Origin of the sequence: Actinacidiphila sp. bgisy167 (assembly GCF_965342175.1) — a bacterium.
Classification (GTDB): Bacteria; Actinomycetota; Actinomycetes; order Streptomycetales; family Streptomycetaceae; genus Actinacidiphila.
Genome location: NZ_CBDRBL010000124.1, coordinates 1 through 12,889 on the forward strand (window position 1 = coordinate 1; position 12,889 = coordinate 12,889).

A 12,889-nucleotide genomic window follows, 5' to 3' on the forward strand; every position below is an offset into this window, starting at 1 on the left:
CACAGTGTGGTGCTGCCGCTGCTGCTGCCCGACGCCCCCGTGGTGGTCTGGTGGCCGGTCGACGCCCCCGCGAACCCCGCGACCGACGCCCTCGGCGCACTGGCGCAACGCCGGATCACCGACGCGTACGCGGTCGAGCAGCCCCTGACGGAACTGGAGGCCCGTGACGCCGGGTACGCCCCCGGCGACACCGACCTCGCCTGGACCCGGCTCACGCCCTGGCGCTCCATGCTCGCGGCGGCGCTCGACCAGGCCAGGGCCACCATCGCCTCGGCCGCCGTCGAGAGCGAGGCCGACAACCCCAGCGCCGAACTCCTCGCCCGATGGCTCGGTCTCCGCCTCGGCGTGCCCGTCGACCGCGTCGTCACCGAAGGCCCGGTCGTGACCGCCGTCCGGCTGCGCACCGCGGACGGCGAGATCACCATCGACCGCCCCGAAGGCCCGCTGGCCACCCTCGCCATCCCCGGCCAGCCCAGCAGGCACCTCGCGCTGAAGGTCCGGCCCACCGCGGAACTCATCGCCGAGGAACTGCGCCGGCTCGACCCCGACGAGATGTACGCCGCCTCGCTGCGCCACAGGGAGGCGGCACAGCCGCGTCGGCAGGAGAAGAGCACCGCGCGGAAGACCGGGAAGCGGTCCGCCCCGGCCGGCGGCGAGGCGGCCGGGTAGGCCGCCGCCGCTCACAGCCGGCCCGGCTCCGGCGCCCCGGCCGGCGCCCCCGTGCCGAGGGCCCCGTTCAGGAGAGGGTGAAGGGGCCCTCCGTCGCCTTGCGGTGCTGCATGGCCGTGAGCTTGCGGACGAACACCATGGCCAGCACCGCGGCGGAGATGTCCAGGGCGTCCGCCGCGATCATCATGCCGGCGGCCTCACGGACGTCGCCGGCGTAGCGTGACATGTCGTCGGTGACGGCCCCCGAGACCATCTCCAGCAGGTTGGAGGCGATCCACGCGGCCCACCAGTACGAGACCGGACCCGAGCCGGAGGGCCGCAGGCGGCCCTCCGGCGTCGTCTGGGAGCTCGCCACCCAGGTCTCCCGGGCGATTCGGAAGGGGATCCAGTAGAAGGCGATGGGGATGAACCAGCCGCCGATCGCCCAGCCGCGCCCCTTGTCGAACCCGTTGGGGGCGAACACCTCGGCGTTGGAGCGCACCCGGTGGAACCACACGATGAACAGGACCGCGGTCGCCACCAACGCGAGGAGTTGCAGCGCCGCCGCAAGACCGACCAGCACGTCCGAGGTGTCGAGCGCTGACGGGTCGACAGTGGCGAGCCCGTCCACCGTCGTTGTGCCGACGAGGGCGTAGCGGCCGGCCTCCGCGGCGATGGCGAGAACATCGGCCGCGATGACCAGCGACAGGAGGACCACCACCGCGGTCGCCAGGCCCAGGGGCGAGCGGAGCACGGCGGTGGTGGCCGGAGGGCCGGTGGGCACGGGGTACGGGGGGCCGGGCGGCGGCCCGACCGGAGTGAACGACATGAGATCCCCCCAGGGACTACGAAGAGCGGGCGCCCGCCGGGCGGCGGGCAGGAGGACAGTACGGCAGCGGATCTTGTCGAGTCCACATCATCGCCCCTGGCCCCGCCGTGGCCGGGGTTCCACCGTCGGTGAAGAGGGGTCTGCCGAGCTGCGCAGGGGTAAGTAATGCGAAGGTCGAGATTGCACCGGGAGTCGCGTGCTCGACCGGGCCGCGTGGCCCCAGCGGCGCCCATGTCGACACGTTCGCCACTGTTGGCGTCGCGCGCGCGACCGCGGTCCGTATGCTCGTTCACGCCAGCTGACCTGGACATAAGCGCCGCACCGGTAGAGGTGCGAGGAGCGCGGAGCGCGGACGCGCAGTGATGACACCGTGCGGGCAGTTTTCGGGGGCGCGGACGCATTGCGTCTGTCACCACGCCGCGGCGCGGCGGGAACCGACGCGGTGTGCTGCCGATTTGCCGCTCGCGGTCAGCCGCGCGGCCCGGGGGAGCGCGGGCACGGTGGTATGGGGGAGTGACCCCGTGCCCTGGATACGTCGCCACGGCTTTTGCGGACTCCACATGTACACAGACCGGTTGATCGCACATCAGAAAATCTCGAGGGTGTGGTGTCGCGAGATGCGGCAGTCGGCGGCGCGGCAGGTGGGCGCGGCCCGGCTGCCGCCCCGGCTCCTCAAAGGCCGCAGCCGTGGGCCGGTGTTCGTCACCGACCGCCGTCCAGGTCCGGGCAAGGTCGTAAGCCCCCGCGACGTCTGTCCGGACACCGGCCTGGCGCGCCTGTCGTACGGGCAGGCCCGCGGGCTGCTGGACGAGCACACCGCCCTGCGCGGCTTGGGACCGGGCTGGGACCTGCACGAGTACCGCCGTTCTGCCTTGACCCACCTCGGCGAGCAGGGCGCCTCGCTGCTGATGCTGACGGCGAAGTTCCGGCACAAGAAGCCGGGAGAACGTATGCGGCCTCGGGGAACATCGGTACAGCGGTTAATACTGCAACCGCATGTGGCGTGACGGAGTGCCGTGTTGGTCGAGGAGGACCGGCAGTTCCGGGGCCGGGGCGTCCTGGTCGACGGCCGTGTATTCGGGCAGGAGGTCGGCGACGGCCGTGCGGATGTCGCCGCGGCTGACGTCGTGCTCGCGGGCGAGGGCGGCGATGGAGCGGCCTTCCAGGTACGCGGTGCGCACGTCGGCGGTCTTGTCGGCCGGGACCGCCGGGCGGCGTCCGCCTTTATTGCCCTTGGCCTCGGCGGCGCGCAGTCCGTCGTAGGTCAGCTCGCGCTGGAGGTCGCGCTGGAGTTCGCCGGCGGCGGCGAGGGTCTGCACCATGAACTGCACGGTGGACAGCAGTTCTCCGGTGCGCGGGTGGCGGGCGGTGAGGTCCATGCCGGAGAACGCGCCGTCGTGGATGCGCAGGGCGACCTGACCGCGGTGCAGGACGTCGAGCACGTCGAGGATGTGGCGGTGCCGCGCACCAGGCGGAACATCTCGGAGATGTGGACGGTGTCGCCCGGCCGCGCGTAGGTTCGCCGGCCAGGACGAGGTTCTGTCGGTCGGTCGACTGCTGGTCGGTCGACACCCGCTTGTAGACGAGATTGGCCACGCTCTTCCCCCGCTTCGTCGGCGCATCAGAACCCGGGTGTCATCTAACCCTGTCGTCAACCGGCATCGGATCTCATTCGACCGGAGCCGTCGTCAGGCCCCAGGGCAGGTTGGGTTCATTAGACGCCCGCTGCGCCTGTCGTCATTCGATCGTTTGACGACAGCCAGGCGACGACGGCGGGGCTGCCAAACCAGTACCGCGCCGCCACGGTCTACGACGGGCCTGTCGCCTCGCAGCCGCTCCCTTCGTACTCGCCGTCCGAGCCGGCCGCGGGCGACGGTGTCGCGGTGCCCGTGCCGCGACGCGCGCGGGCGATGCCCCAGCCCACCAGTGCCGCGGCCACGGCCGTGAGCAGGAGGCCGGCCAGGGTGACAGCCTCGCCGAACTCCGCTGTCTGGTCGGCGCTCCAGTTCGAGGTGGCGATGTTGCCGGTGAAGAGCGCTGCGAGGATGGTCCCGCTGACGGCGATGCCGATTCCCGTGGCGACTTCGCTGGAGGTGTCGACGAGCGCCGCGCCGATGGTGGTGCGGCTGGCCGGCAGGCCACGCATCACGTTGGTCCCGGCGACGACACCCACCACGCGCATCCCGGCGGCGACGAGCACCAGCGCGGGGGCGACCCACACGTATCCGAAGCGGCCCAGCAGGGCGTAGACGGCGAGCCCGCACGCGACGGATCCCGCACCGAGCCAGGCTGCCTTGTCGAAACCCACACGCTTGAGCAGCGGGCCGATGAGAGAACCGCCGGCGATGAGTACGACGACCTGCGGCAGCATTCCCAGGGACGCTTGAGCCGGCGTCCAGTCCCAGTCGAGCTGCAGCTGGAGGGTAACGAGGTAGCCGAGGCCGGCGACGGCGAGGCCCGAGGCGCCCTTGAACGCCAGCCCGCTGGACACGAGCGGGCGGCCGACGAGCTTGAGGTCGAGCAGCGGATGGCGGGCGCGGCGCGCGCGGACGACGAACAGCACGGCCATCACGACGGCCGCTGCTGTGGTCAGCCAGGGAGCAAGGGATGCGGCGCCCGTGACGACGAACAGCGTCGGAACGACCAGCGCGGACACGATTGCCGCCGTGCCGAACAGAGCACCAAGGCCGTCGACGGGGTCGCGGTGCAGCTCGTCCTTCCGGTCGGCGGGAATGCCGCGCCGGATGCCGAGGAAGGCGAGTACGGCGATCGGCACGTTCACCAGCAGCAGCGCCTGCCACGGAGCGAACGCGAGGACGAAGCCGCCGGCCGTGGGCCCGATCGCGAGTCCGACCAGACCCACGGTCGAGATCAACGTCGTCGCACGGACCCGGAGCCCGTCCTCGTCGAACAGCCGGAACGCCAGGGCGAGGGAGCCCGGCGTCGTCATCGCGGCCGCAACACCCGTCGCCGCACGGACCGCGATCAGCTGCTCCGCCGTGGTGACGAACGCGGTCGCCAGGCTCGCAGCACCCAGCAGCACCAGCCCGACCAGCATGATCTTGCGGCGTCCGACCCGGTCGGCCAGCGCGCCGAAGGCCAGCATCAGTCCGCCGAAGACGACGGCGTACACGCCCGTGACCCACTGCAACGCTGTCGTCGATGCCGAGAGCCGGCGGCCGATGGTCGGCAGGGCGACGTTGAGGATCGAGTTGTCGAGCATCTCGAACAGGAACACCGCCGCCAGCCCGGCGAGGGCTATCCACGCTTCCCGCAGGGAACGAGGTGAACGAGAGGGCTCGGGGGGAGCGTCGACCTCGTCGACCGTTTCAGTACGTCGGACATTCACTGCGCACTCCTTCGAGGGGAAGAAGTGGCGGTCCGTCCGGCACCGCGTACGAGCCCCCGGCCCTGCTCATCGACAGTGTCGATGTCCAGCAGTAACCACAGGCTTTTACTTCGAGTGCTCCCATGCTACGACAACAATCGGAGGTCACGTTGCGGCACAGCGCCGCTACCGGAGTTCGCTCGACACATGCCCTCTCAGGGGCGCGGCCCTCGCAGTCGCGCACCCGTATACGAGAGTCACCCGTTGTCCGGGAGCGCGCCCGTACAGGAGATGCGGCCCACGGCGCGCCGTTGGCCGCAGGCGCCCGCAGGCGGACAGGAGCCGCGCAGGCGACAGGCCATGAGGCGTGCGCGGGTACGGGGTCCCGCGGTGGCGGACGAGTGCTCCGGCGTAGGTTGCGGGGGTGTGTCGCGGAGGAAACACACGAGGCCCCTTGACGTGTCGTGAGGGCCGGTGCAAACATCGCCCATCGAATGTTTGCGTAAACGTGCACGACTGCGGTCGATGATGTTTGCGCAACCATTCCGCGCCGCCCCATTGCGGCGGAACCCCCGCACGACGAAGTGAAGGATGGGATTCATGGCTGCCATGTCGCCGCCACCGGCTACCGGCCGAGCCGCGCCTCCCCGAGGACGCCGAGGCCGGCGCTGGCTCGGATGGGGCTTCGTGGCACCGTTCATGATCGTCTTCGCCCTGGTCTTCCTGGCGCCGATCGGCTACTCGATCTACCTGAGCCTGTTCCGCGACCGCCTCATCGGCGGCACCTCCTTCGTCGGCCTGGACAACTACGCGCAGGCCCTGCAGGACAGTCAGTTCTGGTCCGGCCTCGGCCGGGTCGCGCTCTTCCTGGCCGTCCAGGTGCCGATCATGTTGGGGATCGCGCTGCTGGTCGCCCTCGCGCTGGACAGCGGACGGCTCCACGGCCGGAACTTCTTCAGGATCTCGATCTTCCTGCCCTACGCGGTCCCGGCGGTCGTCGCGACGCTGATGTGGGGCTTCATGTACGGGGACCGCTTCGGCTTCGTCGCCAACATCAACGACGCCCTCGGAGTCTCGCTGCCGAACCCCCTCTCGCCCAGCCTGGTGCTGGCGAGCATCGGCAACATCGTGACCTGGGAGTTCGTCGGCTACAACATGCTGATCTTCTACTCGGCGCTGCACGTCATCCCGCGGTCCCTCTACGAGGCCGCCGAGATCGACGGCGCGAGCCAGCTGCGCGTCGTGACCTCCATCAAGATCCCGGCGATCCGCGGGGCCCTGGTCATCGCGACGATCTTCTCGATCATCGGCAGCTTCCAGCTGTTCAACGAGCCCAGCATCCTCAAGCCCCTGGCGCCCAACGCCATCACGACGTACTTCACGCCGAACCTGTACACCTTCTCGCTGTCCTTCTCCGGGCAGCAGCACAACTACGCGGCGACCGTCGCCATCGTCATGGGGGTCGTCACGATGATCATCGCCTACGTCGTGCAGCTGCGCGGCATGCGCAAGGAGGCATGACCATGGCACAGGCGAGCATCGAGGGGGACGTCCTGACCCCCCAGAGCGAGCGCCGCGGCGCCGCACTCTCCCGGCGCTCCGCGGGCCGGCGCCGCTCCTCCGACCGCCCCCGGCGCAGTGTCCTGCTCACCGTCCTGACCGCGCTCGTCGCGATCTACACCCTGATCCCGCTGGCCTGGCTGCTGATCAGCGCGACCAAGACGCAGAAGAGCCTGCTGGACTCCTTCGGGCTCTGGTTCAGCGGTGACTTCGCGCTGTGGGACAACATCCAGCAGACGCTCACCTACAACGACCACATCTTCGTGCGGTGGCTGCTCAACACCCTGCTGTACGTGGCGCTGGGCGCGGGCGGCGCGACCTTCCTCGCCGTCCTGGGCGGCTACGGGCTGGCGAAGTTCCACTTCCCGGGCAAGCGTGCGGTCTTCGCCGTGGTGATCGGCGCGGTCGCCGTGCCGGGCGCCGCGCTGGCCGTGCCGACGTTCCTGATGTTCAGCAAGATGGGCCTGACCAACACCCCGTGGGCGGTCATCATCCCCTCGCTGATCTCGCCGTTCGGTCTCTACCTGATGTGGGTCTTCGCCTCCGAGGCGATCCCCGACGAACTGCTGGAGGCCGCGCGGGTCGACGGCTCGGGGGAGATCCGCACCTTCTTCAGGATCTGCCTGCCGCTGCTGGGGCCGGGCATCGTCACCGTGCTGCTGTTCACCGTGGTCGCGACGTGGAACAACTACTTCCTGCCGCTGATCATGATCAAGGACCCGGACTGGTACCCCCTCACCCTGGGGCTCAACGCCTGGAACGCCCAGGCCGCAACCGCGGGCGGGCAGCCGGTGTTCAACCTGGTGGTCACCGGCTCGCTGCTGACGATCGTGCCCCTGATCGCGGCCTTCCTCCTCCTCCAGCGTTTCTGGCAGTCCGGTCTCGCCGCCGGCAGCGTCAAGGAATGACCCCCGGCGCCGGGACGGCGCCGCACCCCTCCTCCTGCGGTCCTCCGCACGGCACCGGTGTGCCGTGGCGACGGGTGGTGCCGCGGACCACCTCCACAACGAAGTGAGATGCGATGACGAACAAGCCAGTGCGCCGCACGGCGCAGGCACTCGCGGTGCTCTGCGCGGCGGCTCTGTCCCTGACCGCCTGCGGTTCCTCCGACGACTCCGCCTCCGGCGCCAAGGCCGCCGACGCGGGCAGCGTCGAGGCGGCGCTGAACAAGGGCGGCTCGCTGACGGTGTGGGCGTGGGAGCCGACCCTGAAGCAGGTGGCCGCCGACTTCCAGGCCAAGTACCCCAAGGTCAAGGTCAAGCTGGTCAACGCGGGTACCGGCAACGACCAGTACACGGCGCTGCAGAACGCCGTTCAGGCCGGTTCCGGTGCGCCGGACGTGGCGCAGATCGAGTACTACGCGCTGAGCCAGTTCGCGCTCGGCAAGTCCGTCACCGATCTGAGCGCGTACGGCGCCAAGGACCTGTCCAAGGCATACTCGCCGGGCCCGTGGAACTCCGTCGCCCTCAACGGCGGCGTGTACGCCCTGCCGATGGACTCCGGTCCGATGGCGATGTTCTACAACACGAAGGTCCTCGACAAGTACAAGATCAAGGTTCCCACGACCTGGGACGAGTACCTCACCGCGGCCCGCGATCTGCACAAGGCCGACCCGAAGGCGTACATCACCAACGACACCGGCGACGCGGGCTTCGTCACCAGCATGATCTGGCAGGCCGGCGGCCACCCGTACACGGTGGACGGCACCAAGGTGAAGGTGGACTTCGGCGACGCGGGCACCAAGAAGTTCACCGAGGTCTGGCAGAAGCTCATCTCCGAGAAGCTCCTCGCGCCCGTGGCCTCATGGAGCGACCAGTGGTACAAGGGGCTGGCCGACGGCACCATCGCCACCTTGAACACCGGCGCCTGGATGCCCGCCAACTTCGCCTCCGGTGTTCCCTCGGCGTCCGGTCAGTGGCGTGTCGCCCCGCTGCCGCAGTGGCAGGCCGGACAGACCTCCAGCGCCGAGAACGGCGGCAGCTCGCTGGCGGTGATGGAGGCGTCCAAGGACAAGCCGCTGGCGTACGCCTTCGTGAAGTACGCGAACAAGGACGCCGGTGTCCAGGCCCGCATCAAGGGCGGCGCCTTCCCGGCCACGACCGCGGACCTGCAGTCGAAGGCGTTCCTGGACACCCCCTTCCCCTACTTCGGCGGGCAGAAGGCCAACGAGATCTTCGCGAAGTCGGCTGAGGACGTCGCCAAGGGCTGGTCGTACCTGCCCTACCAGGTCTACGCCAACTCGATCTTCAACGACACCGTCGGCAAGGCCTATGTGTCCGGCACGCCGCTGTCCAGCGCCCTCGCCACCTGGCAGCAGGCCTCGGTCAAGTACGGCAAGGACCAGGGCTTCGACGTCACCGGCTGAGCTTCGCCGCGCCGGCGGCCGGCCCCGGCGGTCCTCCCCATGAGGACCGCGGGCGCCGGCCCGGGCGAACCGCGCGGTGCCTGAGCCGCGCGGTTCGCCCCTAGACTTCTGACCATCAACGGCACTGGAACGTAAGAGGTGTACGACGCAGGTGGACGGGACCGGACAGCGCCCGGCGGTGGGCCCGCAGCGGCGTCGGCGCGGTGCGTCGATGGCCGACGTGGCCAAGCTCGCGGGCGTCTCGGCGCAGACCGTCTCGCGGGTCTCCAACGGCTTCCCCGGGGTGCTGGAGGAGACCAGGCAGCAGGTGCTGGCCGCGATGAAGGAGCTCGGCTACCGGCCCAACAGCGCGGCCCGCGCCCTCAAGCGGGGCGAGTTCCGCACCATAGGCGTCATCCTGTTCAACCTCTCGAGCACCGGCAACATGCGCACTCTGGAGGCGGTGGCGTCCTCGGCGGCGCGCGAGGGCTACGCCACGACACTGCTGCCGGTCACCGTGCCGACGCAGGACGGGGTGCGGGGCGCGTTCACCCGGCTCGGTGAGCTGGCCGTGGACGGTGTCGTCATGATCATGGAGGTCCATCTGCTGGACGCGATGACGGTGGCGCTGCCGCCGACCGCGCCGGTGGTCGTGGTGGACTCCGACGCGGGCGACCAGTACTGCGTGGTCGACACCGACCAGGCCAGCGGCGCCCGGGCGGCCGTGCAGCACCTGCTCGACCTGGGCCACCGCACCGTGCGGCACGTCGCCGGCCCGAAGGAGTCGTTCGCCGCCGAACGCCGCGTGAGCGCCTGGCGGTCGGCGCTGGAGGAGGCGGGCCGTGAGGTGCCGCCGCTGCTGCGCGGCGACTGGTCCGCGGAGTCCGGCTACGAGGCCGGGCTGCACATCGCCCAGGACCCCTCATGCACCGCCGTGTTCGTCGCCAACGACCAGATGGCGCTCGGGCTGCTGCGCGCGCTGAGCGAGCACGGCCGGCGGGTGCCGGAGGACGTCAGTGTCGTGGGCTTCGACGACATCCCAGAAGCCGCCACATATGTGCCGCCGCTGACCACGATCCACCAGGACTTCGCCGAGGTCGGCCGGCGCTGCGTCGAAGGGGTGCTGCGGCAGATCCGCAACGACGAGGCGGAGCGGGGCACCACGCTGGTGCCCACCAGCCTGGTCGTGCGCGGCAGCACCGCGCCACCACCGAGAGGCCGCTGATCGCGGCTCCGGCCGCAGGTCTCCTCCCCGTCCGCCCCAACCCCCAGACCCCCGGCAGGCCATCGCACACTGAGATGGCAACGCAAACATCACGTCGCGACGGTGCCCGCCCCACACGGACGAACACCCCCGTGACCGCACCGAACGCACCAGAACTACTCCACTGGAGGAGCACGGCCCATGCCCGTACTGCGGATCGAAGGGAACGAATTCCGCCTCGGCGGCGAACCGTTCCGCATCATCTCCGGTGGCCTGCACTACTTCCGCGTCCACCCCGCCCAGTGGCGCGACCGGTTGCGCAAGGCACGGCTGCTCGGACTCAACACCATCGACACCTATGTGCCGTGGAACCTCCACCAGCCCCGGCCGGACACCTTCCGCGCCGAGGACGGCCTGGACCTGCCGGCCTTCCTCGAGCTCGCGCAGGAGGAGGGCTTGCACGTGCTGCTGCGCCCCGGCCCGTACATCTGCGCCGAGTGGGAGGGCGGCGGGCTGCCGTCCTGGCTGCTCGCCACGCCCGACATCCAGCTGCGCACCAGCGACCCGCGCTACCTGGCGGCCGTGGACGACTACCTCGACCGGCTGCTGCCGCTCGTCGTGCCGTACCTCGCCACCAACGGGGGCCCCGTCCTGGCGGTGCAGGTGGAGAACGAGTACGGCGCCTACGGCGTGGACCCGAGCTACCTGACGCATCTGCAGGACCGGCTGGTGCAGGGCGGTGTGGACGTCCCCCTGTTCACCTGCGACCAGCCCGCAGACCTCGCCCGCGGCAGCCTCCCGGGTGTCCTGAGCACCGTCAACTTCGGCAGCCGCCCGGCACAGGGCCTGGCAGCGCTGCGCGAGCACCAGGGCGACGGGCCGCTGATGTGCACCGAGTTCTGGAACGGCTGGTTCGACCGCTGGGGCGGCGTGCACGTCGTCCGCGACGCCTCCTCGGCCGCCGCCGACCTCGACGAGCTGCTCTCGGCAGGCGCCAGCGTCAACCTGTACATGTTCCACGGCGGGACCAACTTCGGCTTCACCAACGGAGCCAACGACAAACACACCTACCGCCCCACCATCACCTCCTACGACTACGACGCGCCCCTGGACGAGGCCGGCGACATCACCCCGAAGTACCTCGCCTTCCGCGAGGTCCTCGCCCGGCACACCACCGTCCCCGACGAGCCCCTGCCCGAGCCGTCCGAGAAACTCAGCCTCCTCGGCGTCTCCCTGCCTGGCAGCGCCCCGCTGCTCGGTTCCGCCGACCGCCTCGGCGAGGCCGTGGCCGGGCCGCGTCCGCTGACCTTGGAGGAACTCGGCCAGGACTTCGGCTTCGTCCTGTACGAGACGGCGCTGCGCGAGCCGGGCCCGACCCTGCTGCACTTCGCCGGCATCTCGGACCGGGCACAGGTGTTCCTCGACGGCGCGGCCGTCGGCGTGCTGGAGCGTGAACTGCACGAGACCGCCCTCGCCGTCACCGTGCCGGCGGGCGGGGCCACGCTGGCCGTCCTCGTGGAGAACCAGGGCCGCGTCAACTACGGGCAGGGCATCCACGACCGCAAGGGCCTGACCGGCACCGTCACCGCGGGCAACGCCGAACTGACCGACTGGACGAGCCGACCCCTGCCCCTGGACGACCTGTCGGGCCTCACCTTCACCACCGGTGGCCCGCAGCCCGTGGGACCGACGTTCCACCGCGGCGAGTTCGAGGTCGACGAGCCCGCCGACACGTACCTGGACCTCACGGGCTGGACCAAGGGCAACGCGTGGGTCAACGGCTTCCCCCTCGGCCGCTACTGGTCGCGCGGCCCGCAGCGCCGCCTGTACGTCCCCGGCCCCGTGCTGCGGCCGGGAACGAACGAGGTCGTCGTCCTCGAACTCCACGCCACCGCCCGCGCGGTGGCCGACCTGCGGGACACCGCCGACCTCGGACCGATCGAGGAGTGAACCGAGGAGTGACCGGACCGCACGGTGACCGGGTGACCCCCGGCGCCTGAGCGCACGCCGCACCGCCCCGCATTCCGGGGCGGCGCGGTCGTTCGTGGCCGGTGCGCGGCGAAGACGTCACCTGACGCGGGTCGGGCGCAGCGCCACCCGATGGTCGGCGGACTCGGCGCACGACCTGACGCGGCGGGCGAGGCGGCGGACGGTGGAACGGCGCAGGGCGCACCGCCGAAGAACAGCGTCGCCATCGCCTCCAACGAGTCGTTCGCCAAACCGCACATGTTCCTTCGAACCCGTGCCAGGTGCTGCCGAGACTTCACGGGTTCGTCGGTGTCGAGGAGGTTGCTCAGGCGCCCCGATGTTCGCGCCACGCGTCCTGAGGGCTTCGAGCTAGGCTCGGGGGAAGTGCTCACCCCATTTGCTGCGGTATGTGCTCTCGCCGTGCTCCCTCACGACCTCGTCGAAGCAGCGGATCATTGCTCGGGCAACGACGTCGATGTTCTGCTGGGTGGACCGGATCTCGGTCCCGTGTTGTCGTGGGCGCTACCTCGGTCGGCTTGAGCAAGCGGGGATTTACACGTTCGTGCGTTCACGGTGGAAGATCCTGCGGAAGGCGGTGGGCTCGGCCTCGAACTGTGCTCGGCATTCTGTGGCCCCAGGAACGGGATACGGCCAGGTGGCAGCGGCAACCCTTGTGAGGGACCAAGTGCCGGCCCCAGATGGCTGGACCAAGACCTTCACCGATCCCCGCCTCTGCGCGGCCAGGGTCGACCGCCTCATCTTCAACGGCGCCATCATCGAGGCTGGCACCGACTCCTACCGCCTCGTCGGCACCCGCGCACGCGTCGAAGAATCCGTTTGATCGTTCTGAGTCGTCTCTTCCATAATCGCGGACTCGGTCAGGCAGGCGACGCTGCTTACAGGAAGGGCACGTACCCATGCGCACTCTCTACGTCGTCACCCATCCGGAGGCGACGCACCACGTGGAGGAGTTGTCGGCGGATGGCACGATTCGCAGCTGACGCCCGC

General features: G+C 70.3%; 9 protein-coding genes and 3 pseudogenes. 9 read left to right on the plus strand and 3 right to left on the minus strand.

Translation table 11 applies throughout. The features are described from left to right. Positions 1–669: glucose-6-phosphate dehydrogenase assembly protein OpcA (locus ACRWND_RS29030; protein ID WP_431954642.1), on the plus strand; the 669-nt coding region annotated here is incomplete at its 5' end. A gap of 67 nt (positions 670–736) precedes the next feature. Here the strand turns inward: ACRWND_RS29030 and ACRWND_RS29035 are convergent. Next, complete coding sequence (locus tag ACRWND_RS29035) at positions 737–1,477, minus strand: DUF4328 domain-containing protein (protein WP_431954644.1); 741 nt, start codon at positions 1,475–1,477, stop codon at positions 737–739. A 644-nt stretch (positions 1,478–2,121) separates the two neighbouring features. On the opposite strand from ACRWND_RS29035, the pseudogene ACRWND_RS29040 reads away from it, so the two are divergent. Next, positions 2,122–2,484 (plus strand): annotated as a pseudogene (locus ACRWND_RS29040) (hypothetical protein); the annotation flags it as partial. Here ACRWND_RS29040 and ACRWND_RS29045 read toward each other — a convergent pair. Together ACRWND_RS29045 and ACRWND_RS29050 are read right to left on the minus strand one after the other, a co-directional pair. Next, positions 2,458–2,919: a hypothetical protein gene (locus tag ACRWND_RS29045; protein ID WP_431954646.1), complete on the minus strand. Its 462-nt coding sequence runs from the start codon at positions 2,917–2,919 to the stop codon at positions 2,458–2,460. The pseudogene ACRWND_RS29040 and the gene ACRWND_RS29045 overlap by 27 nt on opposite strands. Positions 2,920–3,284: 365 nt before the next feature. Continuing rightward, positions 3,285–4,826 (minus strand): MFS transporter, encoded by a 1,542-nt coding sequence (locus ACRWND_RS29050; protein ID WP_431954648.1) that lies wholly within the window; start codon positions 4,824–4,826, stop codon positions 3,285–3,287. Between the two features lie 579 nt (positions 4,827–5,405). On the opposite strand from ACRWND_RS29050, the gene ACRWND_RS29055 reads away from it, so the two are divergent. The 7 genes and pseudogenes from ACRWND_RS29055 to ACRWND_RS29085 all read left to right on the plus strand — a co-directional run. Beyond that, a complete protein-coding gene (locus ACRWND_RS29055; RefSeq protein ID WP_431954650.1) occupies positions 5,406–6,326 on the plus strand; it encodes a carbohydrate ABC transporter permease in 921 nt (306 codons plus the stop codon). A 2-nt stretch (positions 6,327–6,328) separates the two neighbouring features. Continuing rightward, a complete protein-coding gene (locus ACRWND_RS29060) occupies positions 6,329–7,273 on the plus strand; it encodes a carbohydrate ABC transporter permease (RefSeq protein ID WP_431954656.1) in 945 nt (314 codons plus the stop codon). 113 nt (positions 7,274–7,386) lie between these two features. After that, on the plus strand, positions 7,387–8,730 hold the full coding sequence (locus ACRWND_RS29065) for an ABC transporter substrate-binding protein (protein WP_431954652.1): 1,344 nt from the start codon (positions 7,387–7,389) through the stop codon (positions 8,728–8,730). Positions 8,731–8,941: 211 nt separating this feature from the next. Continuing rightward, positions 8,942–9,934: a LacI family DNA-binding transcriptional regulator gene (locus ACRWND_RS29070; RefSeq protein WP_431954658.1), complete on the plus strand. Its 993-nt coding sequence runs from the start codon at positions 8,942–8,944 to the stop codon at positions 9,932–9,934. Between the two features lie 180 nt (positions 9,935–10,114). Next, positions 10,115–11,863, plus strand: a complete 1,749-nt coding sequence (locus ACRWND_RS29075) for a glycoside hydrolase family 35 protein (RefSeq protein ID WP_431954654.1) — start codon at positions 10,115–10,117, stop codon at positions 11,861–11,863. Positions 11,864–12,581: 718 nt separating this feature from the next. Then, positions 12,582–12,722: pseudogene (locus ACRWND_RS29080) on the plus strand (IS21-like element helper ATPase IstB); the annotation flags it as partial. 76 nt (positions 12,723–12,798) lie between these two features. Beyond that, positions 12,799–12,889: pseudogene (locus ACRWND_RS29085) on the plus strand (histidine phosphatase family protein); the annotation flags it as partial.